Genomic DNA, 26675 nt, shown 5'->3' on the forward strand with positions numbered 1-26675 from the left:
CTCCAGTGATGGCGTGCAGCTTAGGGCCGCGCCTATCATCCCAAAAGCGAATTGTTCGACTTGCTCCCATTCGAGATTGGAATAGCGATGGAATTTCACCAGCTGCGCAGTTTTGTCGAAGTGGTGCGCCAGGGCGGCTTCACCCAGGCGGCCAAGACCCTGCACGCCACCCAGTCCACCATCAGCAAGCAGGTGGCCCAGCTGGAGCAGCGCCTGGGGGTGCTGTTGCTGGAGCGCAACGGCCCGAATCTGCGCCTGACCGATGCCGGCACCCTGGTGCTGCGCCGCGCGGACGAGCTGCTGCGCCTGCGCCAGGACCTCTACAGCGAGCTGGACGACCTCAGCCAGCTGGCCCGGGGCGAGCTGCGCCTGGGCCTGCCTCTGCTGGGTGGCGAGGTGATGTTCGCCGAGCTGTTCGCCGCGTACCGGCAGCGCTACCCGAACATCGTGGTGCGGCTGTTCGAGGGCGGCAGCAAGCTGATGGAGGAGGCGCTGCTGCGCGGTGAGCTGGACATCGGCGGCAGCCTCACGCCCAACGATCCGGCGCTGGCCTTCCAGCCGTTCTGCAACGAGCCGCTGGACGTGCTGCTGCCCGAGGCCCATGAGCTGGCGGGGTGTGACGGCATCGCCCTGGCCCAGCTGAAGGACGCGCCCTTCCTGCTCTACCAGCAGAGCTTCACCCTCAACGACCGCCTGCTGCTGGCGTGTCGCCAGGCCGGCTTCACCCCACGGGAGGTGGGACGCAGCGGCCAGGCGGACTTCCTCGCGGCGCTGGTGGCCGCCGGCCAGGGCGTGGTGCTGCTGCCGCGCATCGTCGCCAGCACGCTGGAACGACCGGGCCTGCGCCGGGTGCCGCTGGTGGAGCCGGACCTGCGCTGGGACATCGCCTTCGTCTGGCGCCAGGGCGCCTACCTGTCACGGGCGGCGCAGGCCTGGCTGGATCTGTTGAAGGAATATTCGCCGCTGACGGCGTCAGGCGACGCAGCGGGCTAGAGGAATTGCCGGTCCAGCAGCGGCCACCGGCGCTGGGCGTCGAGGTCGTCGGCCAGCAGGCGGAAACCGTCGAACTCGAAGGCCGGGGCGACGTTGCAGCCCACCAGGGTGTAGGCCCCGAGGGCCCGCGCCGCCTGCCAGGCATGGGCACGCACGGTGCGCTGCGGCAGGCTGCCCTCGCCCACCGGCCCGAGGCGCTCGCGGCGCAGGGCCTGGGGGTCGTCGGCGATCAGCAGCTCCAGCGGGTCGCCTTCGTAGAAGTGCCAGGTCTCGTCGGCGTCCACCCGGTGCCAGCGGCTGATGCCGCCGGCGGGCAGGAGGAAGAAGATCGACGAGGACATCGAGCGGCCATCCGCCAGGCTGCCCTGGGCCTCGAACACCCGGCGGTAGAAACCGCCCTCGGGGTGCGGGGCCAGTTGCAGGGCTTCGATGAGGTACGCCGCGCGCGGGTGCATCAGGCGCTGAGCGCAGCGGCGAAGCGGGCGATCCAGGGCTCGGCGTCCACTTCCGGGGTGACGGTTTCGCTGGCGTCCAGGCGCAGCATCTCCTGCACCTCGCGCAGGCCCAGCTCGGCGTGCAGCTCACGCATCATCTCGCCGCCACCGCAGAACTGGTCGTAGCTGGAGTCGCCGAGGGCCAGCACGGCGGCGGGACGGCCGCGCCAGTCGGGTAGCTGGTCGCGCAGGGCGTGGTAGAGGGGCAGCAGGTTGTCGGGCAGCTCGCCCATGCCGGTGGTGGAGGTCACACTGAGGAACGCTTCGGGGCCGAAGGCCTTGAGTTCGTCGAGGGTCATCCCGGCCTTGTGCCAGGCCTCGTGGCCGGCGGCCTTGAGCAGCCGCTCGGCGTGGCGGGCGACTTCTTCGGCGGTGCCATAGACCGAGCCGGATAGGATGGCGACTTTCATGACTTCTCCTGTTAGCGCGAAATGAATCGCATTATGCCGCAACTGGCAGTCCGCCCCCGATGTTTTAGAATCCCTGCACCTCGAATCAGGAACTCGTCATGATCAACGCCAAACTGCTCCAGCTGGTGGTCGAAGCCTCCAACGACGGCATCGTCGTCGCCGAACAGGAAGGCGACGACAACATCCTCATCTATGCGAACCCGGCGTTCGAACGGCTGACCGGCTACAGCCAGGACGACATCCTCTACCGCGATTGCCGCTTCCTGCAGGCGGGCGACCGTGACCAGCTCGGCCTCGCGGCGATCCGCCAGGCAATCAAGAAGGGCGAGCCGAGCCGGCAGATCCTGCGCAACTACCGCAAGGACGGCAGCGTGTTCTGGAACGAGCTGTCCATCACCCCGGTGCACAACGAGGCGGACCAGCTGACGTACTACATCGGCATCCAGAAGGACGTGAGCCCCGAGGTCGAGGCACGCCAGCGCGTGCGCGAACTGGAGGCGGAGGTGACAGCCCTGAAGGCCCGCATCGCGGAACTGGGGGGCTGAGGCGTCAAGGCAGGCAAGGCCGCTGCGGCGGCGCAGCGGGTTCCTCCAGGTTCTGTCAGGTGTCCAGGTGACCGTCGAGCAGGCGGCGCAAGCGCAGTTGCATGGTGCGCCCCTCGCTGCCCAGGGTGGCCACCGGGCTGCGCTCCAGGGCGCTGCCGATCAGGTCGGCGGCTTCGCCGGCGAGGGCCAGCGGGCACTCCACCGAGAGCGCCAGGCGCCCGAGGCGCGCGGCCAGGTCGTCCGCCGGCGGGTGGTTGGAGAACACCACCAGCGCCTGGGGCGCGATCTTCTCGCACACCAGCGGCAGCTCCTGGAACGGCTGGTCCAGCCCCAGCACGCGGATCGCGCAGTCACCATGGCTGAGCAGCAAGGCCGCCACCAGCAGCTCCAGTTCGCGGCACTCGCCCTGCAGCGGGGCGACCACCACGCAATCTTCCCCATCCCCCGGTGACAGCTGCAGGCGCTGCAGCACGCGCCCACGCAGGAAGGCATCGAAGAAGGCCCATTCGCTGGCCACGCCGTATTCGTCCTGGCGCAGCAGCAGGTCGCGCCAGAGCGGCATCAGCACGTCCTGGAACACCACGGTGAGCGGGTAGGTGGAGAACACCTGGCCATAGAGACGCTCCAGGACCGGGCCGTCGAAGGCCGACAGCGCCCGGCGCAACTGCGTCTGCCACTCGCCCCACTCCGCCATGGAGGCGGCCGGCTGCACCGGGGCGGGTGCCCGGGTGGAGGCGCTGCGGGCGAGGATCTGCCCGACCTTGCTGACCGGTACGCCACGGTCGATCCAGGCCAGGATGCTGCGCACGGCCTCGACGTCGGCATAGGAATAGAGGCGGTGGCCGCTGTCGGTGCGGGTCGGCTGGATCAGCCCGTAGCGACGCTCCCAGGCGCGCAGGGTGACCGGGTTGACGCCGGTGAGGCGGGAGACTTCGCGGATCGGGAAGAGTTCTTCCTGCTGCATGGCGATGGCTGCGTTATCGGTCATGGCAAAAGGTCTGGGCTTGAAAGCGCAGAGTTTAACCCAGGCCCGGCTCCTTGCTCAGTGCCCGGATGCGGTGCGGCATGCGCCATGGGCGCGCACCGAGCCGGCCTCCACTGTCCGGTTGCCGTCCGGCGGCCCCATGGCATGCGGCACTGGCGTATTCAGCCGAAACAGGAATAATCCTTGCCTCTGAAAGAAGCAGGCCCACTACCCCGGGCCGCTTCCCGCGCTGCCCCTACCCTGGGCGGCGCCCGCAACAGGAGATACACGATGTCTGCCGATCCCGTCACCCTCATGGTGGCGCGCCGGGTCACCCGCGAGCGCTACGACGATTTCATGGCATGGCTGCGCGAAGGCGAGCAACTGGCCGCCGACTTCCCCGGCTACCTCGGCTCGGGCGTCCTGGCCCCGCCGCCCAACGACGACGAATTCCAGATGATCTTCCGCTTCGCCGACGAGCCCACCCTGGCCGCCTGGGAGCATTCCGCCTCTCGCCGTGCCTGGCTGGAACGCGGCGCCGGCCTTTTCGACCGTCCTCACGAACACCGCGCGCTGGGTCTGGACGCCTGGTTCGGCAGTGCTGACCGCCGGCCGCCCCGCTGGAAGCAGAGCATTGCCATCTGGCTGGCCTTCTTCCCGGTGTCGCTGGGCTTCAACCTGCTGTTCGGCCCCTGGCTCGGCGGGCTCGACCTGCTGTTGCGCGTCTTTTTGAGCACGTTGGTTTTGACGCCACTGATGACCTACTGGTTCATCCCGTTATCCACCCGCCTGCTGGCTCCCTGGCTGAACGCACCGGCTTCCCGTACCCGCCGCCCCGGCCTCACGGCTCCCTCCCGATAACGTCACAAAGGTTGTACAGAGGCAAAATCTGTACAACCTTCCAACACCCTCTCTTTTTCTATAACCCCACACAAATCAAGGCCTTGGCTGAATTTACGGTCGGAATCCGGATTTCTTCAGCGCCAAGAATTGTACAAACTCAGGCTTCTGGTATAAGTTTTCACCATTCCGCCCCAGCCTGGGGTATCGCCCTGCCACGAGGCCCCCATGAGCCCTTCGGCCGCTCCCATCCTGATCACCGGTGCCAGCCAGCGCGTGGGCCTGCATTGCGCCGAACGCCTGCTGGACGACGGCCAGCCGGTGATCATCAGCTACCGCACCGAGCGCGAAGGCGTGCACCGGCTGCGTGAGCGCGGCGCCTGCGTGATCGCGGCGGACTTCTCGGACGAAGCCGGCATCCTCGCCTTCATCGAACAGCTCAAGGCCGCTACGCCGCACCTGCGGGCCATCGTGCACAACGCTTCCGACTGGCTCACCGAAGCGCCCGGCCACGAGGCCGAGGCCTTCCAGCGGATGTTCAGCGTGCACATGCTGGCGCCCTACCTGATCAACCTGCATGCCGAGGCGCTGCTGCGCCACGGCGGTCCGGCCGATATCGTCCACATCAGCGACGACGTGGCGCGCAAGGGCAGCGAGAAGCGCATCGCCTACTGCGCCAGCAAGGCCGGGCTGGACAACCTCACCCTCTCCTTTGCCGCCCGCTATGCCCCGGCCATCAAGGTCAACGGCATCGCGCCGGCGCTGGTGATGTTCAACACCGGTGACGACGCCACCTACAGGACGAAGACCCTGGCCAAATCCGCCCTCGGCATCGAGCCCGGGCCGGAAGTCGTGTACCAGGGCCTGCGCTACCTGCTGGACAACCCCTACGTCACCGGAACGACGCTAACCCTCAATGGCGGCCGCCACCTGAAGTGAACCGGCCGTACGGACTGCCAAGATGAATGACGACCTGTCCTCCCACTACCGGGAAATCCTCATGGGCGTGGGTGAGAACCCCGAGCGCGAAGGCCTGCTGGATACGCCCAAGCGGGCTGCCAAGGCGATGCGCTACCTGTGCCGAGGCTACGAGCAGAGCCTGGAGGAAGTGGTCAACGGCGCGCTGTTCTCGTCCGACAACGACGAGATGGTGACCGTGAAGGACATCGAGCTCTACTCCCTCTGCGAGCACCACCTGCTGCCCTTCATCGGCAAGGCGCACGTGGCGTACATTCCCACCGGCAAGGTGCTCGGCCTGTCCAAGGTGGCGCGCATCGTCGACATGTTCGCCCGCCGCCTGCAGATCCAGGAGAACCTCACCCGGCAGATCGCCGAGGCCATCCAGCGCGTGACCGGCGCCGCCGGCGTCGCCGTGGTGATCGAGGCCAAGCACATGTGCATGATGATGCGCGGCGTGGAGAAGCAGAACTCGGTGATGACCACCTCGGTCATGCTCGGGGCCTTCCGCGAATCGCCGAGCACCCGCCAGGAATTCCTCAAACTCATCGGACGGAGCTGAGCATGCCGAGACTGGAGCCAGGAATGGCGCGGATCCGCGTGAAGGACCTGCGCCTGCGTACCTACATCGGGATCAAGGAGGAAGAGATCCTCAACAAGCAGGATGTGCTGATCAACCTCACCATCCTCTACCCGGCCGCCGACGCGGTGGACTTCAACGACATCGACCATGCGTTGAACTACCGCACCATCACCAAGGCCATCATCCAGCACGTCGAGGAGAACCGCTTCGCCCTGCTGGAGCGCCTGACCCAGGAGATCCTCGACCTGGTGATGACCAACCCACGGGTGAGCTACGCCGAAGTGGAAGTGGACAAGCCCCACGCCCTGCGTTTCGCCGAGTCGGTGTCGATCACCCTCGCCGGCCACCGCTGATCCCCGCTGCCCGGCCTCGCGCCGGGCATTGCCGTCCCCGGGAGCGGCTCTTATCATCGCCGCGCCCTCCTCACCGATCCCAAGGAGTCCTCCGATGAACGAGCAACAGCGCCTCGAACTCGAAGCCGCCGCCTTCCGTCGGCTGGTCCAGCACCTGCGCAGCCGCACCGATGTGCAGAACATCGACCTGATGAACCTCGCCGGCTTCTGCCGCAACTGCCTGTCCAAGTGGTACAAGGCTGCCGCCGACGACATCGGCGTCGAGGTCAGCCCCGAGCAGGCCCGCGAAGAGATCTACGGCATGCCCTATGCCGACTGGAAGGCCAAGTACCAGAAAGAAGCCAGCGCCGAGCAGCAAGCGGCCTTCGACAAAGCGAACAAAGCATGAACGACCTGAATGCATTCCGTGGCCGCCTGGCCAGTGGCGAGCACCTCTTCGCCGACACCCTGGCCTTCATCGCCGCCGGCTACGACTACCAGCCCTGTGCCTTCGTCAACGGCGGCGTGGAGAACGCCGCCGGACAGAACGAGGGCTCCTGCAAGACCCTGGGCCTGGCCCTGCTGGAAGGCCTGAGCCGCGACGAAGCCCTGCTGGCGTTCGGCGAGCACTACCGCGCCGTGCTGGCCACCCCCGAGGGCAGTGACCACGGCAACATCCGCGCGCTGATGAAGAGCGGCCTGGACGGCGTTCGCTTCGACGGCGAGCCGCTCAAGCGCAAGGCCTGATAAACCGCTCTACACGCGACTCATCTGTCAGAGAAAGCTGACATACGTCACAAAAGGAACAACGTATCCTGCGCGACGTAACGGGAACACCAGGGAAGGTGTCCTACGCCTATACACCCCGTTGAGCGTTTCCCCTTCCCGTGCAGTTTCGGAGTCGCATGGATGCAACAGACCCTCGTTTGGAAACCCTGGTCCCACCCCGGCGTGGAGCACCTGCGCCTGCACCGTGACGCCGACGGCGTCCACGTCAGCAGCCACCTCATGCAGAGCCGCGGCGGCAGCAGTTTCGCCGCCACCTACGTGCTGGACTACGACCCCGAATGGCGCTTCCGCCAGCTCTGGCTGAAGGTGGACGACCACGGCCCCCGCAGCCTGCGCCTGCAGCGTGCCGACGACGGCCGCTGGACCCTCGACGGTCAGCCCTGCCCGGACCTGGAGCCCTGCGACCAGGTGATGCTGGGCGCCAGCCCCTTCACCCACAGCCCGATCCTGCTGGGCAAGCCGCTGGAGACCTGGGAAGAACACACCCACCAGGTGGCGCACATCGACCTGCCCACCCTGACGGTGCAGGCGCGCCCACAGCGCTACCGCTGCGTGAAGCGCGATGCGCAGCTGAGCCGGTACCACTGGGAACAGGAAGGCGACACGGGCGGCGAACTGACCCTCGACGACCGGGGCCTGGCCACCCGCCTCGAAGGGCAGTTCCTGCGCCTGGACGCCCGCACCCTGCGCCTGGCCGAACTGCCCATCAACACCTGGGTCTGACGCGCCCTCAGAGCGCGTCGAGGTAGCGTTCCACGTCCAGCGCCGCCATGCAGCCGGCGCCGGCGGAAGTGATGGCCTGGCGGTACACCGAGTCGGCCACGTCACCGGCGGCGAACACCCCGGCCACGCTGGTGGCGGTGGCATTGCCGTCGCGCCCGCCGTTGACCACCACGTAGCCGTCGCGCAGGGCCAGTTGGCCCTCGAACAGCGAGGTGTTCGGCGTGTGGCCGATGGCGACGAACAGGCCGTCCACCTTCAGCTCGTCCATCTGCCCGTCGCGGCCGCGCAGGCGCACACCGGTCACGCCCATGTCGTCACCCAGCACCTCGTCCACCTCGGCATTGAGCTTGAGCACGATGCGCCCCTCGGCGATGCGTGCGCGGAGCTTGTCCTGCAGGATCTTCTCGGCGCGGAAGGTTTCCCGGCGGTGCACCAGGGTCACCTTGCTGGCGATGTTGGCCAGGTACAGCGCCTCTTCCACGGCCGTGTTGCCGCCGCCCACCACTGCCACCTCACGGTTGCGGTAGAAGAAGCCGTCGCAGGTGGCGCAGGCGGACACACCCTTGCCCATGAAGCGTTCCTCGGAGGGCAGCCCCAGGTAACGGGCACTGGCTCCGGTGGCGATGATCAGCGCGTTGCAGCTGTAGGTGCCGCTGTCCCCCACCAGGGTGAAAGGCTCGCCGGCCAGGTCCACGGCGTTGATGTGGTCGAAGACGATCTCCGTCTCGAAGCGCTCGGCGTGTTCCTGCATGCGCTGCATCAGCGCCGGCCCGGTGAGCCCGTGGGCATCGCCCGGCCAGTTGTCCACCTCGGTGGTGGTGGTCAGTTGCCCGCCCGCCTGCATGCCAGTGATCAGCAGGGGCTTGAGGTTGGCGCGGGCGGCATAGACGGCCGCGCTGTAACCGGCGGGGCCGGAGCCGAGGATGATGACGCGGGCGTGGCGAGTGACGGACATGGCGGACACCTCAGGTAATAAAAAGAGGCCGCTGCGAGCACTTGGGGAAGGCTTAGGGAATGCAGCGGCCTCGCGAACCAGCGGGAGCCAGCGAGCCCCCGAAAATGCTGGCAAGGCTACCGACGCCGCCCCCGGCCACGGAAATGTGCATTGCTTATCCCCTCGATAGGACGCCCCTATCGCCTGGCGGGCGTGTGACGCCAGCGCTTTTACCGCCCCGGCAAAGCCGGTAAGGTCGCGCCAGTCACCCCTTCATGGAGCGCCCGATGCCCGCCCCTGCCCTGTCCGGCCCGCAATACCTCGGCGAAGGCCTGAAACTCATCCTGCGTCCCGGCCTGCGCCTGTTCGTGCTGCTGCCGCTGACCCTGAACCTCCTGCTGTTCATCGCCCTGATCGGCTTCGCCATGCGCGAATTCAGCGGCTGGGTCGATGCCTTCATGCCCAGCCTGCCCGACTGGGCGAGCTTCCTCGAATACCTGATCTGGCCGCTGTTCGTGGCGCTGGTGGTGCTGCTGGTGTTCTTCAGCTTCACCATGATCGCCAACATCATCGCCGCGCCCTTCAACGGCTTCCTCGCCGAGAAGGTGGAAGTGGTGGTGCGCGGCCAGGACGACTTCCCGCCCTTCAGCTGGGCCGAACTGGTGGCCATGGTGCCGCGCACCGTCGGCCGCGAACTGCGCAAGCTGGGCTACTTCCTGCCCCGCGCGGCGGGCCTGCTGATCCTCAGCTTCATCCCCGTGGTGAACCTGGTGAGCACGCCGCTGTGGTTCGTCTTCGGCATCTGGATGATGGCCGTGCAGTACATCGACTATCCGGCGGACAACCACAAGCTGGGCTGGAACGAGATGCTCGCCTGGCTGCGCGAGAAGCGCTGGCAGAGCCTGGGTTTCGGTGGCTCGGTGTACCTGGCGCTGCTGATCCCCTTCGTCAACATCGTGATGATGCCCGCCGCCGTCGCCGGCGCCACCCTGTTCTGGGTGCGCGAAGGCGGCGACAAGGCCCTGCCCCGCTGATGCACCGGCGCGGGCCCGGACCCGCGCCGCCCTCCTCGGCTGTCACCGGCCGGTCACGCAAAATTCACACGGGCTAAACGGCGGGCGTCGACACTCAAGTCATGAGCCTGCCTGCCCTTCGAATCGCCCTCGTCAGCGAAACCTACCTGCCGGAAATCAACGGCGTCGCCAACACCCTGTCGCGGCTGTGCGAGGGCTTGCGCGCACGCGGGCACCAACTGCAGCTGGTGCGCCCCCGCCAGGCCGTGGACCAGGGCGTGAAGAGCAGCGACGAGCTGCTGCTGGTGCGCGGCTGGCCGCTGCCCGGCTACCAGGGGCTGCAATGGGGCCAGTCGAGCCTGCACAAGCTGCTGACGCGCTGGAAGCAACGCCGCCCCGACGTGCTCTACATCGCCACCGAAGGCCCCCTCGGCCTGTCCGCCCTGCGTGCGGCGCGGCGCCTGGGGGTGCCGGTGATCAGCGGCTTCCACACCAACTTCCAGCAGTACACCGGCCACTACGGCGTGGGCCTGCTGACGCGCCTGCTGACCAACTACCTGCGCTGGTTCCACAACACCTCGCAACTGACCCTGGTGCCCAGCGCCAGCCAGAGCGAGGAGCTGCGCCGCCGCGGCTTCGAGCGCCTGGCCCTGCTAGCACGCGGTGTCGACGGCCAGCTGTTCACCCCGGCCCGGCGCTGCCAGGGCCTGCGGGAAGCCTGGGGGCTGGAGCCGGACGACATCGCCGTGCTGCACGTCGGCCGCCTGGCCCCGGAGAAGAACCTGCGGCTGCTGGCGCCCACCTTCCAGGCCTTGTGCAAGGCCCATCCCCAGCGCCGCCTGAAGCTCATCGTGGTGGGCGACGGCCCGTCGCGCACCGCCTTGCAGGCCGAGCTGCCGGAGGCGTTGTTCTGCGGCATCCAGCGCGGCGAGGAACTGGCCCGGCACTACGCCAGCGCCGACCTGTTCCTCTTCCCCAGTCAATCCGAGACCTTCGGCAACGTGGTGCTGGAGGCGCTGGCCTCGGGCCTGGCGGTGGTGGCCTTCGACCAGGCCGCCGCGGCCCAGCACATCCGCCACGGGCACAACGGCGCCCTGGCGGTGCCCGACGAGCCGGCCACCTTCAGCGACGCGGCCTGCTGGCTGCTGGAAGACGACGAGACCCTGCGCCGCGTGCGCCTCAACGCCCGCCAGCACGCCGGCCGCCAGGGCTGGGACAGCATCGTCCAGCAGTTCGAGCAGCACCTGCGCAGCGTCGGCTCCGCCGAGGCGGCGCTGCCTGCCGACGCCCGCCTGCAGCCCCCCTCGCCCTGAGGCCTCAGCCGAACGGCCGGGCCGGTGCGGCGAAGGCCAGGCTGAGGGCACCACGCCCCAGGTTGATGGCGCCGGTGGGGCTGAGCATCGCCACCTGCAGCACCACATCCCGTGCGAGGCAGGCTGCCTCCAGCTCGGCGAATCCCGGCAGGTCGCGCACCAGGGACAGTTCCCCGGCGTAGCTGATGCACAGCTGCGGCGCCAGCAGGTCGCCCGCCATCACCCGCGCGCAGGCGTGGGCGAAGAGCTTCTCCGCCGCCCGCTCGAAGCTCGGCGCCAGGGTCACGGGCTTGTCCTCGCCCTGCTGCACGCTGATCACCGGCTTCACGTCCAGCAGCGAACCGATCCCCAGGGCCGCACCGCGCATGCGGTCCAGCAGGCCGCTGCGCTCGCCCTTCTGGAAGCCGCGCTTGCGCAGGTGGCCGAGGTCATCGGCGATGAGGAAGGTGCACACCGACTCGGCCAGTTGCTCCAGCCGCGCCCGCACCGCACTGGGATGGCCGCCCCCGGCGATCAGCCGCACGGCCTCGGCGGCCAACACCGCGCTGCCGGCGAACAGCGTGCGGCCGTCGATCACCCGCATGGCGAACGGCGTGGTCAGCCCGGCCGCGCTGCGTCGCTCGCGGTAACACTGCAGCAGGCCGAAGGAGGCCTGGGTGGCGTGCTCGAAGATGGCGCTGCGCTGGGCGGAAAGGGTCAAGCAGATGACGTGGTCGTACTGGGTCACCAGCTCTTCGAGGAACCAGGCCTGGGTTTCCGCAGCGCTCAGCGGCTCGCTGCCATCGCCAGGGCCGACCCGGGGCAACTGGTCGACGTAGAAACGCCCGGTGACCTCGGGAATGCGGCGGTCCACCAGGGTGTCCTGGCCGAGGCGGATACGGATGGGCAGAACGCGGATGCCCCGCTCCGCGATGAAGGTCTGAGGCAGATCGCAGGTGGCATCCACCACCAATCCGGTGCGCATGGGACGACTCCTAGGGCCGGTGGACCGGCCGCTTGTTGTGGTGCCCGGACCATGCGCCTTCGTCCGGGGCAAGTCAGCCCAACCGATTGAGGGTTTGTGGTGAGGGTGGCCTGTCGAAGGCCGTGCCCTAAGCCCACTATTTGGGGGACCAAGCTGATTATCGAGTTCTGCGGATGTTCCCTGTTTCGCCTTCCCAGGCGAGTTTCTTTTTTCAATCGTCGGAATGCCGCCCACAAAAAAGAAACCAAAAAGGCTCGCCCCGCCATTCGGGTCCCGCTGCGCGGGACTTCCCTCGCTCCGTCGCTGCTACGGGGGCCGGCGCGATGGGCCATCCATGGCCTGACGCGCCTCTCGCGGCATCCATGCCGCTCGTCCCCCTACGCAACGACTGCGCTCGACCTCCTGAAGGGGCAGTTTCCCTGCCTCACCCTCTTGGCAAGCACGACCACCGAGTGCGCTCATGACTTGCTGCCTCAGAGCGTTCGGCGCCGGCGAGTTGCAAAAACCGTAGCCACAAAAAAGCCCCGCACGAGACGGGGCTGGAAATGGGTGCGCCGGCCAGGCCGGCGCACCGGGGGTCGTGCTCAGACCAGGCTGGTCAGGGCGTCGCGGCTGAACGGCAGGATGTCCTGCATGCGGCCTTCGCGGACCTTGGTCGCCCAGTCCGGGTCCACCAGCAGGGCGCGGCCCACGGCCACCAGGTCGAACTCCTGCTTGTTCAGGCGCTCCAGCAGGCCTTCGATGTTGGCCGGCTGGGCGACCTTGTCGGTCTTGACCATGAACTGCAGGAACTCGCCATCCAGGCCGACGCTGCCGACGGTGATGGTGGGCTTGCCGGTGAGCTTGCGGGTCCAGCCGGCCAGGTTGAGGTCGGAGCCTTCGAACTCCGGCTCCCAGAAGCGGCGGGTGGAGCAGTGGAAGATGTCCACGCCGGCCTCGGACAGCGGCTTGAGGAAGCCTTCCAGCTCTTCCGGGGTCTGCACCAGGCGGGCGGTGTAGTCCTGCTGCTTCCACTGGGAGAAGCGGAAGATGATCGGGTAGTCGGGGCCTACGGCCTCGCGCACGGCCTCGATCACTTCGATGGCGAAGCGCGAGCGGTTGGCCAGGCTGCCGCCGTAGCCGTCGGTGCGCTGGTTGGTGCCTTCCCAGAAGAACTGGTCGATCAGGTAGCCGTGGGCACCGTGCAGCTCCACGCCGTCCATGCCGATGGCCTTGGCGTCACGGGCAGCCTGGGCGTAGGCGGCGACGACCTCGTCGATGTCCTGCTGGGTCATGCCGTGGACCACCACCTGGCCGTCCTTGAGCTTCTCGCTGGGGCCGTAGCCGGGAACGCTGGCGTCCGGTTCGGTGCCCAGGCGGCGGACGTTACCGACGTGCCACAGCTGTGGGACGATCTTGCCGCCTTCGGCGTGCACGGCCTCGACCACCTGCTTCCAGCCGGCCAGGGCGTCCTCGCCGTAGAAGCGCGGGACGTGGGGGTAACCATTGGCGGCCTGGTGGCCGATGGTGGTGCCTTCGGTGACGATCAGGCCGACACCGGCCGCAGCACGGCGGCGGTAGTACTCGACCACCTGCTCGGTGGGCACGCCACCCGGGGAGAAGGAGCGGGTCATGGGCGCCATCACCACGCGGGTCGGCAGCTCCAGGGTGCCGAGGCGGAAGGGGGCGAACAGGGCGTCTACGGATGCGGTCATCGGGGTCTCCTGATTCCGGCCAAGTGACCGGTCGTCTCGTTTATGGGCTTTTTAGGGGTCACACCCGCAGCAGGCGCTGCAGGCGGGTCATGAAATCGAACAGCGGCCGGGCGCCGGCACCGACCTTGAGGCGGGTGAGCACGCCCTGCCAGGCGTTGGCGATGAAGCCGGCGAGGTTGGCGCAGTCTTCGTCGGCCGGGAGCTCGCCGGCACGCTGGGCCTCTTCCAGGCAGGCCTGGAGGATGTCCGCCGAGCGCTGCAGGATGGCGTCCACCTGGGCGCCGATGGCCGGCGACAGTTCGGCCATCTCGAAGCTCAGGCTGCCGATGAAGCAGTGGTATTCCAGCTTCTCGTGGCGGGTGAAGTGGCTGACCAGTTCACCGTAGTAGTCGAGCACCCGCTGGCACGGGCTCTTCGACGAGTCGGACAGGGCCTGGGCATAGCGCTCCAGCCGCGGCTGGTACAGGTAGTCCAGGGCCTGGAGGGCGAAGTCTTCCTTGCTGGCGAAGTAGTGGTAGAACGAGCCCTTGGGGATGCCGGCGGCCTGGACGATCTCCTGCACGCCGGTGCCGTGGTAGCCGGCACGGGTCATCACCTGGGTGCCCTTGGCGAGGATGAGGTCACGCTTGTCGAGTCGGATGCTGTTCATGGCGACGAGCATATGACCGGTCGTCTCGCTCGGCACAGCACTATTGATCAGGGTGATTTTGGGTCAGAAAGCCCGCGCGGCTTACTCCGAGGTAATGGCCTGCGCGGGGGTAACCCGTGCACCTTGCAGGGGCGACTTCAGTCGCCAGGCAGCCCGCAGGGCTGCAACTGGCCTCAGCAGGCCCCCGCATGGTGGATGGGAAGAGGGGAAAGAAGCGTCAGCCCAGCGCTTTCTCGATGGCCGCCACCAGGGCGGGGTCTTCGGGGGGGGTGCGGGGCGAGAAGCGGGCGAGCACGCGGCCGTCCTTGCCCACCAGGAACTTCTCGAAGTTCCAGGTAATGTCGCCGGGGAACTCGGCCCCTTCGCCAGCCAGCAGGCGGTAGAGCGGGTGACGGCTGGCGCCGTTGACGTCCATCTTGCTGCCGAGCGGGAAGGTCACGCCGTAGTTCAGGGTGCAGAACTCGCGGATCTCATCCTCGCTGCCCGGCTCCTGGGCGGCGAACTGGTTGCAGGGGACACCCAGTACGCTGAAGCCCCGGTCCTGGAACTGCTGGTGCAGTTTCTCCAGCCCGGCGTACTGCGGCGTCAGGCCACAGCGAGAAGCAACGTTGACCACCAGCACCACCTTCCCCTTGTAGGGAGCAAGCGGCAGTTCCTGGCCGTCGAGGGCACGCAGCTTGAGGTCGTGGAAGGCACTCATCTCACAGACTCCTGGATCGACGCGGGTTTGCACGAGAGACGAAAAAGGCGCCCGAGGGCGCCTTTCCGGTGAACTTGAGCTTAGCAGCCGATCCGCGTCGCCGCGCGCCGCAGATCGCCTGTCATCACTCAGTGGTGGTGACCACCTTCGCCGTGGATGTGACCGTGGGCGATCTCTTCGGCGTTGGCTTCACGCACGTTGACCACCTTCACTTCGAAGTTCAGGCGCTGGCCGGCCAGCGGGTGGTTGCCGTCGACGGTGACGTCGTCGCCGTCGATATCGCGGATGGTGACGATCTGCATGCCGCCGTCCGGAGCGGAGGCGTGGAACTGCATGCCGACTTCCAGCTCGTCCACGCCTTCGAACATGGCGCGGCTCAGGGTGGCGACCAGCTCGGCGCTGTATTCGCCGTAGGCGTCTTCGGGCTCGATGGCCACTTTCACTTCGTCGCCGGCCTGCTTGCCTTCGAGGGCACGCTCCAGGCCGACGATGATGTTGCCCGCACCGTGCAGGTAGACCAGCGGCGCGCCGCCACGGGAGCTGTCGATCACCTCACCGGCGTCGTTGGTCAGGGTATAGTCGATGGAGACTGCCTTGTTGGCGGCGATCAGCATGGTGCGAGACCTTTTGGATAAGAGTGGAAAGGTGGCAAGTCTAACTGCCAAACCGGCCGATGGCGACCCGCCGATTGACGGACGGGGCTCGCGTTTGCTGGGTTTCCGCCAGGACGAGGACGGCCACTGGGTGGCCCTGCTTTCCTGCGGGCACACCCAGCATCTGCGTCATCAGCCGCCGTGGCAGTCGCGGGCCTGGGTCCTGGACCCACGGCAGCGCGAGGCGCACCTCGGCCAGCCCTTTGCCTGTGGCTGGTGCGCCAGGGAGCAGGACACCGAGGACAAGGACTAACCGACAAGGAGGCGAGATGCCCGCACGCAATATCCTGGTGATCAACTGTGGCAGTGCGTCGATCAAGTTCGCCCTGGTCAGCGAGGCCCATTCGCAGTTCCCCCTGCGCGGCATCGCCGACCGCCTGGGCACGCCGGAGGCCGAACTGCGCTGGCAGCGCGGTGGCGAGAAGGACAGCCTGATGCTGCCCAACGGCGACTACCGCGCCGCCCTCGCCCAGTTGCTGCCGCTGGTGCAGGCCGTCACCGGAGGCAAGCTCCACGGCATCGGCCACCGCGTGGTGCATGGCGGCGAGCGCTTCACCTCGGCGCGGCGGCTGGATGCCGACGTGCTCGCCACCATCCGCGCCATCTCGCCCCTGGCGCCGCTGCACAACCCGGCGGCACTGCAGGGGATCGAAGCCGCCATGAGCGTCTACCCGCAATTGCCCCAGGTGGCGGTGTTCGACACCGCCTACCACCAGAGCCTGCCCGAACACGCCTACCGCTACGCCCTGCCCGAGTCGCTCTATCGCGACCACGGCGTGCGCCGCTACGGCTTCCACGGCACCAGCCACCGCTACGTCAGCCACCGCGCGGCGGAGATCGCCGGGCTGTCCATCGGCGACAGCAGCTGGCTGTCGGCGCACCTGGGCAACGGCTGCTCCACCTGCGCCATCGTCAACGGCCAGAGCCGCGACACCAGCATGGGCCTGACGCCCCTGGAGGGCACGGTGATGGGCACCCGCAGCGGCGACATCGACCCCAACCTGCACAGCCACCTGGCCCGCACCCTGGGCTGGAGCCTGGACGAAGTGACCCGTGTGCTGAACCACGAGAGCGGCCTCAAGGGCCTCTCCGGGCTTTCCAACGACATGCGCACCCTGGAGCAGGCCCGCAGCCAGGGCCATCCCGGCGCCACCCTGGCCATCGAAGTGTTCTGCTACCGCCTGGCCAAGAGCCTGGCGGCCATGAGCTGCGCCTTGCCCCAGCTGGACGGGCTGATCTTCACCGGCGGCATCGGCGAGAACTCGCCGCTGATCCGCAGCAAGACCGTGGCCCACCTGCAACTGCTGGACCTGGCCATCGACCAGGAGGCCAATGCCCGCTGCGTGCAGGGCATCGCCGGGCCCATCCACCGCTACGGACGGACCCGCATCCTCGTCGTCCCCACCAACGAGGAGCGGCAGATCGCCCTCGACACCCTCGCCCTGCTCAACTGAGGCGCCCCATGCATACCTTCTTCATCGCCCCCACCGGCTTCGGTGTCGGCCTGACCTCCATCAGCCTCGGCCTGGTCCGCGCCCTGGAACTGGCCGGCCTCAAGGTCGGCTTCTACAAACCCATCGCCCAGCCCCACCCCGGCGACCTCGGCCCGGAACGCTCCAGCGAGCTCATCGCCCGCACCCACGGCCTGACCCCGCCCAAGGCGATGGAACTGGCCCAGGTCGAACGCCTGCTCGGCGACGGCCAGCTGGACGAACTGCTGGAAGAGATCGTCGGCCGCTACCAGCAGGTGGCCGAAGGCCGCGACGTGGTCATCGTCGAAGGCATGGTGCCGACCCGCCACGCCAGCTACGCGGCGCGGGTCAACGCCCACCTGGCGCGCAGCCTGGACGCCGAGGTGATCCTGGTCTCCGCGCCGGAGGACGAGACGGTCACCGAGCTGGCCGACCGCCTGGAAATCCAGGCCCAGCTCTTCGGCGGCCCGGACGATCCCAAGGTACTCGGCGTGATCCTCAACAAGGTGCGCGACGAAACCCTCGGCCCACAGCTGCAGGACAACACCGCCCTGCTGCGCGCCAAGCACTTCCGCCTGCTCGGCTGCATCCCCTGGGAAGAGGAGCTGAACGCCCCGCGCACCCGCGACGTGGCCGACCTGCTGGGCGCGCGGGTGATCAATGCCGGCGACTACGACCAGCGCCGGGTGCAGAAGATCATCCTCTGCGCGCGCACCGTGCCCAACACCGTGCCGCTGCTCAAACCCGGCGTGCTGGTGGTGACCCCGGGCGACCGCGACGACATCATCCTCGCTGCCAGCCTCGCCGCCATGAACGGCGTGCCCCTGGCCGGCCTGCTGCTGTGCAGCGACTTCCCGCCCGACCCGCGCATCATGGAGCTGTGCCAAGGCGCGCTGCAGGGCGGCCTGCCGGTGCTCAGCGTGGCCAGCGGCACCTATGGCACCGCCACCGACCTCAACCGCATGAACCGCGAGATCCCGGTGGACGACCGCGAACGTGCGGAGAAGGTCACCGAGTTCATCGCCCGCTTCCTCGACCACGACTGGCTGCGCGAGCGCTGCGGCACCCCGCGCGTGCCGCACCTGTCGCCACCGGCGTTCCGCCACCAGCTGGTGAAGCGCGCCCAGCAGGCGGGCAAGCGCATCGTCCTGCCGGAGGGGGCCGAACCGCGCACCGTGCAGGCCGCCGCCATCTGCCAGGCGCGCGGCATCGCCCGCTGCGTGCTGCTGGCCAAGCCCGAGGACGTGCAGGCCGTGGCTCGCGCCCTGGGCATCGTGCTGCCCGAAGGGCTGGAGGTGCTCGACCCGGACCTGGTGCGCCCGCGCTACGTCGAGCCCATGGTGACCCTGCGCCAGGGCAAGGGCCTGAACGCACCGATGGCCGCCGCGCAACTGGAAGACAACGTGGTGCTGGGCACCATGATGCTGGCCCTGGACGAAGTGGACGGCCTGGTTTCCGGCGCCGTGCACACCACTGCCAACACCATCCGCCCGGCCCTGCAGCTGATCAAGACCGCTCCCGGCTACAAGCTGGTGTCCTCGGTGTTCTTCATGCTCCTGCCGGAACAGGTGGTGGTCTACGGCGACTGCGCGGTGAACCCCGACCCCAGCGCCGAGGAGCTGGCCGAGATCGCCGTGCAGAGCGCCGCCTCCGCCGCCGCCTTCGGCATCGACCCGCGGGTGGCGATGATCAGCTACTCCACCGGCGACTCCGGCACCGGTGAAGACGTCGAGAAGGTGCGCGAGGCGACCCGCCTGGCCAAGGCCGCGCGGCTCGACCTGTCCATCGACGGCCCGTTGCAGTACGACGCCGCCGCCATCGACAGCGTCGGCCGGCAGAAGGCGCCGGGCAGCGCCGTGGCCGGGCGCGCCACGGTGTTCGTGTTCCCCGACCTGAACACCGGCAACACCACCTACAAGGCCGTACAGCGCAGCGCCCAGGTGGTCAGCGTCGGCCCCATGCTGCAGGGCTTGCGCAAGCCGGTGAACGACCTGTCCCGTGGGGCACTGGTGGACGACATCGTCTACACCATCGCCCTCACCGCCATCCAGGCCGCCACCACCAGACCCGACGCCTGAGCCGCGTGCCCCCTCCCGCCGGGAGGGGGCCGGGCAGCGGCGAAACCGCTGCGACCGACCGGTCACCCTTCGCGCTTGCAGTCCAGTGAACAACCGTTAACCTTGGCCACCAACGGGCCGCCCACCGGCACGGCGTCCACCGAACAGGGCGGCACAGACCGCCCAGACACGAGGTTCCCATGCTCAGCTTCCTTCCCGCGCCCCTGCGCGGCGTCCTCGCCTCCCTGCTGCTCGCCCTCAACACCCTGTTCTGGTGCTGGCCGCTGTTCGCCATCACCCTGCTGCGGCTGCTGCTGCCGTTCCAGGCAGTGCGCCAGGCGCTGAACCCGCTGGTGAGCTTCATCCACGAGTCCTGGGTGAGCTGCAACAAGACCTGGATGAACCTGGTCCGCCACACCCGCTGGGACGTGCAGGGCATGGAAGGGCTGGACTACCAGCACTCCTACCTGGTCACCAGCAACCACCAGAGCTGGGTGGACATCCTGGTGCTGCAGTACGTGTTCAACCGGCGCATCCGCCCGCTGAAGTTCTTCCTCAAGCAGGAGCTGATCTGGGTCCCCGTGATCGGCCTGTGCTGGTGGGCGCTGGATTTCCCCTTCATGAAGCGCTACTCCAAGGCCTACCTGGCCAAGCACCCGGAGAAGAAAGGCAAGGACCTGGAAACCACCCGCCGCACCTGCGACAAGTTCCGCCACAACCCGGTGGGCATCTTCAACTTCCTCGAAGGCACCCGCTTCACCCCGGCCAAGCACGCCCAGCAGGCCTCGCCCTTCCGCTACCTGCTCAAGCCCAAGGCCGGCGGCGTGGCCTTCGTGCTGGACGCCATGGGCGATCAACTGGAGGCGCTGCTGAACATCACCATCCACTACCCCGGCGGCAACCCGAGCTTCTGGGCGCTGATGGCCGGCCAGGTCGGTGAGGTGGTGGTGCGCATCGAGGCGCTGCCGATCCCCGCCGGCTTCCTCGGCCGCAGCTATGACCAGGACGAGGCCTACCGCAAGGACTTCCAGCTCTGGGTCAACCAGCTGTGGGAACGCAAGGACGCCGAGCTGGCGGCGTTGCACCAGAGCCACCCGCCCCGTTCCTGACCCCCAGGACGCAGAAGCCCGCCAATCGGCGGGCTTCGTCATTCAGGAGCCGGTAGCCTCAGTCGCCCAGCACCTCGTTCACCTGCAGCAACGGCGCGATGCTGGTGTAGCGAGGGATGTCGTCGTTGATGGCCTGGCCATGCTTGCGCAGGGTGGCCTGGAGGGTGTCGATGGAGCGGATCCAGATGTGCGCGGTACACAGGAACGGCGCCGCCGAACCGTCTCCGGAGGCCAGGCCCTTCTGGACCTCCACCTTGACCAGGTTGTCCCCCAGCAGCTCGCGCACCAGGGGGATGTGCTTCTCCAGGTAGTAGGTGAAATCGAAGGTGCCCCCCTCGTTGTTGGGGTAGGCGACGAACAGGCAATACATAGGATGCTCCTTGCGAATGCGGCGACCTCACGCGCCGTCGGCGCAAGTGTAGGCCGCCTTCGCCGGCTTTACCGCGCGGCGTCGAACGCCTGCCAGTCGAGCTGCAGCGGGAATTCGCCCGCCTTGGCCACGGGCAGGCCGGGCGCCACCAGGAAGCCCTGCATCACCGAGCAGCCGTGCTCGATCAGCCAGTCGCGCTGTGCCGCCGTCTCCACCCCTTCGGCGATCACCTCCAGGCCCAGGTGGCGGCCCAGGTCGATGATGGTGGCGACCACCGCCGCATCACGGGGCGACTCCAGCATGTTGGCGATGAACAGCCGGTCGATCTTCAGGGTGTCCAGCTCGAAGTGGCGCAGGTACGCCAGCGAGGAGTAGCCGGTGCCGAAGTCGTCGATGGCCACCCGTACCCCCAGTTCGCGCAACTGGCGCAGTTGCTCGCGGGTGATGTCCAGGTCCTGCATCAACGCGCTCTCGGTCACCTCCACCTCGATCTGCGAAGGGCGCAGGCCGCGCTGCTCCAGCGCCCGGCGCAGGTCCTCCACCAGGTGCGGCATGCCGAACTGCACCGGACTGACGTTGAGGCTGATGACCAGGTCCTCGCCGAAGCGCTCGCGCCATTTCAGCCCCTGGCTGACCCCCTGCTGGAAGATCCAGTCCCCCAGGCGGTTGATCAGCCGGGTCTCCTCCAGCAGCGGGATGAACACATTGGGCGCGACCGTACCGGCCACCCGGTGCTCCCAGCGCAGCAGCGCCTCGAAGCCCCGCAGGCGCCCGGTGGCGAGGTACACCTGGGGCTGGTAGACCAGCACGAAGTCGTCCTGCTCGATGGCGTTGCGCAGGCTCTCCTCCAGCATCAGCCGCGAGCGCGCGCGGCCATTCATCTCCGGCGAGAAGAAGCGGTACTGCTGGCGTCCGGCGCGCTTGGCCTCGTACATGGCGATGTCGGCGGCGCGCAGCAGGCCGTCCACCGTCTGCCCGCACTCGGGGAAGCAGGCGATGCCCACGCTGGCACCGAGGGTGACGTCGATGCCGTCCACCCGGTAGCGCACCGAAACCAGCTCGATGAGCTTCTCCGCCACCCGCGCCGCGTCTTCCGGGTGGTCGAGGGAGTCGATCAGCGCGGTGAACTCGTCGCCCCCCATGCGCGCGAGGATGTCGTAGGGGCGCATGCAGGTCTTCAGTTGCTCGCCCACGCGGCGCAGCACCTGGTCGCCAGCGTCGTGGCCGAGGGAGTCGTTGATGCGCTTGAAGCCGTCCAGGTCCAGGTACAGCACCGCCATGCGCTTGCCGTTGCGCTCCACCCGCGCCAGGGCCGACTCCAGCGCCTGGTAGAAGCCGCGCCGGTTGAGCAGCCCGGTGAGCGAGTCGGTGATGGCCTGGGCCTCCAGCTGGGCGTGCAGCTGGCGCACCGCCGACATGTCGAGGCCGATCACCACCATCGAGCGCTGAGCCCTGGGCAACGGCGCGCAGGACAGCGCCACCGGCAGGCTGCCGCCGGCCTGGGTCTTCAGCGCGGCGTCGTGCAGGCGGTAGGGTTCGCCGCGCTTCCAGTGCCGGTAGAAGTCCGACAGGCGCCAGTCCCCGGCGTATTCGGGGGCGGCGATCAGGCTGAGGAACTCGCGGCCTTCCAGGTCGCTGACGGTGCCCTGGAGCATCAGCGCCATGGCCGGGTTGGCGAAGCTGATCACCCCGTCCTCACCCACCACCAGGATGCCCTCGGCGGCGTTCTCCAGCACCGAGGCGTTGAACGCCCGGGCACTGTCCAGTTGCTGGGTGAGCTGCAGCAGGTCGCGGCGGTTGCGCTCGTGGTCCAGCAGCGCCTGCACCTTGTGGCGCAGCACCTGCGGGTCGAACGGCTTGAGGATGAAGTCCACCGCGCCGGTGGCGTAGCCGCGCAGCACCGCTTCCTGGGTGTGGGCGATGGCGGAGATGAAGATGATCGGCGTGTAGCGGGTGTGCGGGCTGCCGCGCATCAGCCGGGCCACCTCGAAGCCATCCATGCCGGGCATCTGCACGTCCAGCAGGACCAGACCCACCTGCTCCTCCAACAGCACCTGCAAAGCCGCCTCGCCGGAGTCGACGGTGCGCACGTCCCAGGTGGAGTCGTCCAGCACCGCCTCCATGGCAGCGAGGTTCTCCGGGCGGTCGTCCACCACCAGGAGGATGCTTTCGGGGGCCTTGAGCTTAGGCAAGGGCTGCGTCATGGCGACCTCCGGCGGCTTCGAGCCAGCGTTCCAGCATGTCCAGCAGTTCCTGACGGTTCACCGGCTTGGCCAGGTAGTCGTCGGCACCGGCGGTGATGCACTTTTCCCGGTCGCCCTTCATGGCGTGGGCCGTCAGGGCTATGACCGGGATGTGGCAAGCGTGTTCCTCTTTCAGCGTCCGTGTCGCGGTGTATCCGTCCATGTTGGGCATCGCCATGTCCATGAGAATCAGGTCGAAGGGTTCGCGCTGGAAACAGGCAATGGCCTCCATGCCATCGCGCGCCGGAGTGACCCGTAGGCCAGCTTCGTCCAGCACGGCAGTCAGGGCGTAGATGTTGCGCACGTCGTCGTCCACCAGCAGCACCCGCGCGCCCTCCAGGGCGGAATGCCCATGGGTTGCCGGCTGCGTGTGCAGGCTGTCGAGAAAGCCCTGCACCGCCTCGCCAAGGGCGGCCGGGTCGGTGGCGGACTTGGGCACCAGCGTCGCCGAATAGCGCCGCAGGCGCTGCAGGTGCTGCTGGCCGACATCGAGCCCGGTGTTCACCACCACGCGCACGTTCCGCAGGGAGCGACGGGCATCCAGCCGGTCGAGCAGCTCGAAGCCGTCCAGATCCGGCAGGTTCAGGTCGACCACTATGGCTGCGAAACTGTTCGCCTCGTAAGCGACGATGGCCTGCTCCGCAGTGCCCACCGCCACCACCTCGAAGCCCAGTTGCTGCAGATGCTCGCGGTAGTGGTCGCGCTCCACCTCCACGTCTTCCACCAGCAGTATCCGGTGGCCTTGCGCGTCGGGCTCGCCAAGCCCGCCGAACACCTGTTCCAGCTCGGTGCGACCGATGGGCTTGACCAGGTAGCGGGTGTCGCTGTCGTTCCAGTCCGGCGGCTGCGGCACGCAGGAGATGATGTGCACCGGCGTGCCCCGGTGATTGGGCAGCCCGCGCAGGCGCCGGTAGATCTGCCAACCGCTGAGGTCGGGCAGGAGGATGTCGAGGATGATCGCCGCATAGCGCTCCTCCTGCAGCAGCGCCACTGCCTGGCGACCGTTGCTGCACAGCACCGTGGAGAAGCCATGGCCCTGAGCCGCTTCGGCGATCACCGCAGCGAAGCCGGCATCGTCCTCGACGATCAGCACCGGCGGCCCCTCGCCGCTGCGCAACGGCTCGGTCAGCTCCACCTCCGGCTCCAGCGACCCCACGGCCACCGGCAGGCAGACCGTGAAGCAGGCGCCTTCGCCCAGGCGGCTGCGCAGGCTGATCTGCCCGTCCAGGGCGAGCACCAGTTGGCGGGTGATTGCCAGCCCCAGGCCGGTGCCACCGAAGCGCCGGCTGGTGGAGCCGTCGATCTGCTGGAAGGCCTGGAAGACCCGCTCGTGCTGCTCCGGGTCGATGCCGATGCCGGTGTCGCGCACGCTGAAGCGCAGCATCTCGCGGCCGGGGCCGAGGTCCTGGGCGTCCACCGAAACGGACAGTTCCACCTCGCCCTGGTCGGTGAACTTGAGGGCGTTGGACAACAGGTTGCGCAGGATCTGGTGCAGGCGCACCCGGTCGCTGTGGATGACCCGAGGCACCCCCGGGTCGACCCGGCTCACCAGCTGCAAGCCCTTCAGCTCGGCCATCGGCCGCAGGCTGGCATCCAGCTCCACCAGCATGTCCTGGACGTTGAGCGGCTCCAGCTTGAGCTGCATGCGCCCGGCTTCCACCTTGGCCAGGTCGAGCACGTCGTTGATCAGTTGCAGCAGGTCGCTGCCGGCCCGGTGGATGATGTCGGCGTGGCGCGACTGCTTGTCGGTGAGGTTGCCGGCGGCGTTCTGGCGCAGCTGGTCACTGAGGATGAGGATGCTGTTGAGCGGCGTGCGCAGCTCGTGGGACATGTTGGCGAGGAACTCGGACTTGTAGCGGTTGGCGAGCATCAGTTGCTCGGCCTGCTCCCGCAGGCGCTGCTCGGCGACGCGGCGCTCGGTGATGTCGATCACCACGGCCTGGACCCAGGTCTCGCTGTCGCTGCGGATCGGCGAAAGGCCCACCTCCAGCGGGATCATGTGGCCGTCCCGGTGCTGGCCGAACAGCTCGCGGTTACCGCCCATGCGCCGGGGTTCGGGTTTGGCCTGGAAGCCCTGGCGCAGGCCCACGTGGGCCTCGCGCAGGGCCACCGGCAGCAGGCGCTCGACCCGCTCGCCCAGCAGCTCCTGGCGGCTGTAGCCGAACATCTGCTCCACCTGGCGGTTGACCATGGCGATACGCCCGCCGGTGTCCACCAGCAGGATGGCGTTGGGCGAAGCCTCGACCACCAGCCGGAAGCGCTCCTCGGCACTGCGACGGGCCTGCAGGTCGAGCAGGTTGATCAGGTAGCGGGGGCCATCGGCGCGGTCGATACGGGTCAGGCGCAGGGCCACCGGTGTGCGCCGGCCGTCGTCACAGCGCGCCTCGTACTCGCTGATCGACGCGTGCTCGCTCTCGAAAGCCAGAGCCTCCAGCCCGCTGGCACCCGGCAGGAAGCGCAGGGCGTGCTGCCCCACCAGCCACTCGGAGTCGCAACCCAGCAACTCCCCGGCGCTGTCGTTGGCCAGCTCGATGCGCCCGTCGCCTTCGCACAGCAGCGTGGCCACCGGCAACCGCGCCACCAGGGCGCGCAGGTGTGCTTCGCGTTCCTGCAGCAGGGCGGCGGACTTGCTGCTGGCCAGCAGTTCGCGCTCGCGCAGGTACAGGTAAGCCCCGACCAGCAGGGATAGCAGCAACGCGGCCGACAACCCGGCAACCAGGGTGAAGCGCAGTCCGCCATCACTTTGCAGGCTGGCGTAGGCCGCTGTGCCAGTGACCTGCAACTGCCAGTCACGGCCGAACAGGCGCAGCTCCCGGCGGTCTTGATAGCGCGCAGGCTCGGCAGCGTCGGGCGGGTCCAGCAGGGGTTGGTCGGGGTACTGGAGGTCCGCCAGCTCGATGTCGAACAGCCGGGCCTGTGCCCCGAGGATGCCGGCCATCAGGTCCTGGACACGGAAGGCGCCGTAGACGGTGCCGATGAACGCTTCGCGGCGCTCGGTTGCGGTGGCCGGTGCATCGCGGCCATACACCGGCATGAACAGCACCAGCCCCTTGAGGGGCGAGTTGTCCTCGTCCTGGCGCAGGACGATGGGCCCGGTCAGCCGGGCCTCGCCGCTGTCGATCGCGGCCTGCACGGCCTGCAGGCGCATCGGTTCGCTGAGCATGTCGAAGCCCAGGGCGCGCTTGTTCCGCCAGTCCAGCGGGCTGATGTAGGTAATGACCAGGTACCGCTCACGTTCGCCAGGAGGGAACAGACGGGCATCGGCGCGCCCCTCTTCCTCACCCGGGTAGGCCGGCAGGTCGCCCGGAGCCAGGTAACGGCTCCAGCCGAGGGCCTGAATGCCGGGGTAGCGGTCCTGCAACTGGAGCTGGTCCACGGCCCGCGCCCACTCGTCGGCGGACACTTCGTCGCTGCCGGCCAGCAGGCCGGACATGCCGCGCAACACCACTTCATAGGCGCGCATCCGGTCGCTGATGCGCTGGGCCACCTCGTCGACCTCCATGTCGAAACGCTGCTGGTTCTCGGCCTCATAGCGGGCCCGCTCGGCCTGCCATTGCCAGACCACCAGGGCTCCCAGCGCTACCAGCAGGACCAGCGCGGCTGCCACGGGCAGCCAGGGTTTCCTGTCGGGAATCCGGGGACGGTCGTCCATGCATGCTCCTGTCCTTGTGGCGACACGCAGGGGGAAAAATCAGGGGGAGTCGCTGCTGATCAGCATTGATTCGCGGTCACCTGTCGGCAGTCTAGTCAGGATTCGGCGCACTAGCCCCGTGCCAGCAATGAGACGACGGACGGCAGGCAGCGGCCGACGGCACGCCGGAAAATGCCGCAGGAAAACCGGGGGACACGTCGCTCGGGAAGCGGACACTTCAGG

27 protein-coding genes are annotated in these 26675 nt (G+C 68.2%); 15 read left to right on the forward strand and 12 right to left on the reverse strand.

Annotated features, from left to right (window positions below; genetic code table 11):
- Positions 1-87 precede the first annotated feature (87 nt).
- A complete protein-coding gene (locus tag RTK35_RS24700) occupies positions 88-993 on the forward strand; it encodes a LysR family transcriptional regulator (protein WP_316909239.1) in 906 nt (301 codons plus the stop codon).
- Here the strand turns inward: RTK35_RS24700 and RTK35_RS24705 are convergent.
- Positions 990-1448: a cupin domain-containing protein gene (locus RTK35_RS24705; RefSeq protein WP_074970722.1), complete on the reverse strand. Its 459-nt coding sequence runs from the start codon at positions 1446-1448 to the stop codon at positions 990-992. The two genes, RTK35_RS24700 and RTK35_RS24705, sit on opposite strands and share 4 nt — an antisense overlap.
- Entirely contained in the window at positions 1448-1897 is a 450-nt protein-coding gene (locus tag RTK35_RS24710) for a flavodoxin (protein WP_044411413.1), read from the reverse strand. The genes RTK35_RS24705 and RTK35_RS24710 overlap by 1 nt, the downstream gene beginning before the upstream one ends.
- A gap of 98 nt (positions 1898-1995) precedes the next feature.
- Here RTK35_RS24710 and RTK35_RS24715 point away from each other — a divergent pair, with 98 nt between their 5' ends.
- Positions 1996-2442 (forward strand): PAS domain S-box protein, encoded by a 447-nt coding sequence (locus RTK35_RS24715; RefSeq protein WP_316909240.1) that lies wholly within the window; start codon positions 1996-1998, stop codon positions 2440-2442.
- Between the two features lie 55 nt (positions 2443-2497).
- On the opposite strand, the gene RTK35_RS24720 is transcribed toward RTK35_RS24715, so the two are convergent.
- Complete coding sequence (locus RTK35_RS24720) at positions 2498-3430, reverse strand: MerR family transcriptional regulator (RefSeq protein WP_222900224.1); 933 nt, start codon at positions 3428-3430, stop codon at positions 2498-2500.
- A 267-nt stretch (positions 3431-3697) separates the two neighbouring features.
- Here RTK35_RS24720 and RTK35_RS24725 point away from each other — a divergent pair, with 267 nt between their 5' ends.
- The 7 genes from RTK35_RS24725 to RTK35_RS24755 all read left to right on the forward strand — a co-directional run bounded on the left by RTK35_RS24725 (position 3698) and on the right by RTK35_RS24755 (position 7630).
- Complete coding sequence (locus RTK35_RS24725) at positions 3698-4267, forward strand: antibiotic biosynthesis monooxygenase (protein WP_044411422.1); 570 nt, start codon at positions 3698-3700, stop codon at positions 4265-4267.
- A 207-nt stretch (positions 4268-4474) separates the two neighbouring features.
- Complete coding sequence (gene folM, locus RTK35_RS24730) at positions 4475-5185, forward strand: dihydromonapterin reductase (RefSeq protein WP_069563980.1); 711 nt, start codon at positions 4475-4477, stop codon at positions 5183-5185.
- 22 nt (positions 5186-5207) lie between these two features.
- Positions 5208-5765 carry a GTP cyclohydrolase I FolE gene (folE, locus tag RTK35_RS24735; protein ID WP_044411428.1) on the forward strand — a complete coding sequence of 186 codons (558 nt, stop codon included), beginning with the start codon at positions 5208-5210 and terminating at the stop codon, positions 5763-5765.
- A 2-nt stretch (positions 5766-5767) separates the two neighbouring features.
- The gene (gene folX, locus RTK35_RS24740; RefSeq protein ID WP_074970718.1) at positions 5768-6139 is read left to right on the forward strand and encodes a dihydroneopterin triphosphate 2'-epimerase; all 372 of its coding nucleotides are present in this window, start codon (positions 5768-5770) and stop codon (positions 6137-6139) included.
- Positions 6140-6233: 94 nt separating this feature from the next.
- Positions 6234-6527 carry a DUF1244 domain-containing protein gene (locus tag RTK35_RS24745; protein ID WP_044411434.1) on the forward strand — a complete coding sequence of 98 codons (294 nt, stop codon included), beginning with the start codon at positions 6234-6236 and terminating at the stop codon, positions 6525-6527.
- A complete protein-coding gene (locus tag RTK35_RS24750) occupies positions 6524-6865 on the forward strand; it encodes a HopJ type III effector protein (RefSeq protein ID WP_044411437.1) in 342 nt (113 codons plus the stop codon). Before RTK35_RS24745 ends, RTK35_RS24750 begins: the two co-directional genes overlap by 4 nt.
- A gap of 162 nt (positions 6866-7027) precedes the next feature.
- Positions 7028-7630 (forward strand): putative glycolipid-binding domain-containing protein, encoded by a 603-nt coding sequence (locus tag RTK35_RS24755; protein ID WP_236214328.1) that lies wholly within the window; start codon positions 7028-7030, stop codon positions 7628-7630.
- Between the two features lie 7 nt (positions 7631-7637).
- On the opposite strand, the gene trxB is transcribed toward RTK35_RS24755, so the two are convergent.
- Positions 7638-8585 (reverse strand): thioredoxin-disulfide reductase, encoded by a 948-nt coding sequence (gene trxB, locus RTK35_RS24760; protein WP_044411443.1) that lies wholly within the window; start codon positions 8583-8585, stop codon positions 7638-7640.
- Positions 8586-8851: 266 nt separating this feature from the next.
- On the opposite strand from trxB, the gene cysZ reads away from it, so the two are divergent.
- The gene (gene cysZ, locus RTK35_RS24765) at positions 8852-9598 is read left to right on the forward strand and encodes a sulfate transporter CysZ (RefSeq protein ID WP_107330428.1); all 747 of its coding nucleotides are present in this window, start codon (positions 8852-8854) and stop codon (positions 9596-9598) included.
- A 101-nt stretch (positions 9599-9699) separates the two neighbouring features.
- Positions 9700-10890 carry a glycosyltransferase family 4 protein gene (locus RTK35_RS24770; protein ID WP_142014637.1) on the forward strand — a complete coding sequence of 397 codons (1191 nt, stop codon included), beginning with the start codon at positions 9700-9702 and terminating at the stop codon, positions 10888-10890.
- Positions 10891-10894: 4 nt separating this feature from the next.
- Here RTK35_RS24770 and RTK35_RS24775 read toward each other — a convergent pair whose 3' ends face one another.
- From RTK35_RS24775 to RTK35_RS24795, 5 genes are all read right to left on the reverse strand, one after another.
- A complete protein-coding gene (locus RTK35_RS24775; RefSeq protein ID WP_044411449.1) occupies positions 10895-11854 on the reverse strand; it encodes a DegV family protein in 960 nt (319 codons plus the stop codon).
- Positions 11855-12438: 584 nt separating this feature from the next.
- Positions 12439-13548, reverse strand: a complete 1110-nt coding sequence (locus RTK35_RS24780) for an NADH:flavin oxidoreductase (RefSeq protein ID WP_316909241.1) — start codon at positions 13546-13548, stop codon at positions 12439-12441.
- 58 nt (positions 13549-13606) lie between these two features.
- On the reverse strand, positions 13607-14197 hold the full coding sequence (locus RTK35_RS24785) for a TetR/AcrR family transcriptional regulator (RefSeq protein WP_316909242.1): 591 nt from the start codon (positions 14195-14197) through the stop codon (positions 13607-13609).
- A gap of 217 nt (positions 14198-14414) precedes the next feature.
- The gene (locus RTK35_RS24790; protein WP_282887060.1) at positions 14415-14897 is read right to left on the reverse strand and encodes a glutathione peroxidase; all 483 of its coding nucleotides are present in this window, start codon (positions 14895-14897) and stop codon (positions 14415-14417) included.
- Positions 14898-15025: 128 nt separating this feature from the next.
- The gene (locus RTK35_RS24795) at positions 15026-15511 is read right to left on the reverse strand and encodes a peptidylprolyl isomerase (RefSeq protein ID WP_074970702.1); all 486 of its coding nucleotides are present in this window, start codon (positions 15509-15511) and stop codon (positions 15026-15028) included.
- On the opposite strand from RTK35_RS24795, the gene RTK35_RS24800 reads away from it, so the two are divergent.
- The 4 genes from RTK35_RS24800 (at position 15480) to RTK35_RS24815 (ending at position 20188) form a co-directional block, all read left to right on the forward strand.
- The gene (locus RTK35_RS24800) at positions 15480-15803 is read left to right on the forward strand and encodes a DUF3565 domain-containing protein (protein ID WP_074970991.1); all 324 of its coding nucleotides are present in this window, start codon (positions 15480-15482) and stop codon (positions 15801-15803) included. The two genes, RTK35_RS24795 and RTK35_RS24800, sit on opposite strands and share 32 nt — an antisense overlap.
- A 16-nt stretch (positions 15804-15819) precedes the next feature.
- Complete coding sequence (locus tag RTK35_RS24805; protein WP_044411466.1) at positions 15820-17004, forward strand: acetate kinase; 1185 nt, start codon at positions 15820-15822, stop codon at positions 17002-17004.
- A gap of 8 nt (positions 17005-17012) precedes the next feature.
- The gene (pta, locus tag RTK35_RS24810) at positions 17013-19100 is read left to right on the forward strand and encodes a phosphate acetyltransferase (RefSeq protein ID WP_142014627.1); all 2088 of its coding nucleotides are present in this window, start codon (positions 17013-17015) and stop codon (positions 19098-19100) included.
- 179 nt (positions 19101-19279) lie between these two features.
- A complete protein-coding gene (locus RTK35_RS24815; protein WP_142014624.1) occupies positions 19280-20188 on the forward strand; it encodes an acyltransferase in 909 nt (302 codons plus the stop codon).
- A 58-nt stretch (positions 20189-20246) separates the two neighbouring features.
- Here the strand turns inward: RTK35_RS24815 and RTK35_RS24820 are convergent, their stop codons facing one another.
- The 3 genes from RTK35_RS24820 to RTK35_RS24830 all read right to left on the reverse strand — a co-directional run bounded on the left by RTK35_RS24820 (position 20247) and on the right by RTK35_RS24830 (position 26453).
- Positions 20247-20558: an EthD family reductase gene (locus RTK35_RS24820; RefSeq protein WP_044411471.1), complete on the reverse strand. Its 312-nt coding sequence runs from the start codon at positions 20556-20558 to the stop codon at positions 20247-20249.
- A 68-nt stretch (positions 20559-20626) separates the two neighbouring features.
- Positions 20627-22762, reverse strand: coding sequence for a putative bifunctional diguanylate cyclase/phosphodiesterase (locus RTK35_RS24825; protein ID WP_044411474.1), 2136 nt, complete (start codon positions 22760-22762; stop codon positions 20627-20629).
- Positions 22743-26453: a response regulator gene (locus RTK35_RS24830; protein WP_142014617.1), complete on the reverse strand. Its 3711-nt coding sequence runs from the start codon at positions 26451-26453 to the stop codon at positions 22743-22745. The genes RTK35_RS24825 and RTK35_RS24830 overlap by 20 nt, the downstream gene beginning before the upstream one ends.
- Between the last annotated feature and the right edge of the window lie 222 nt (positions 26454-26675).

This window comes from Pseudomonas sp. zfem003 (assembly GCF_032621675.1).
GTDB classification, from domain to species: Bacteria; Pseudomonadota; Gammaproteobacteria; order Pseudomonadales; family Pseudomonadaceae; genus Metapseudomonas; species Metapseudomonas otitidis.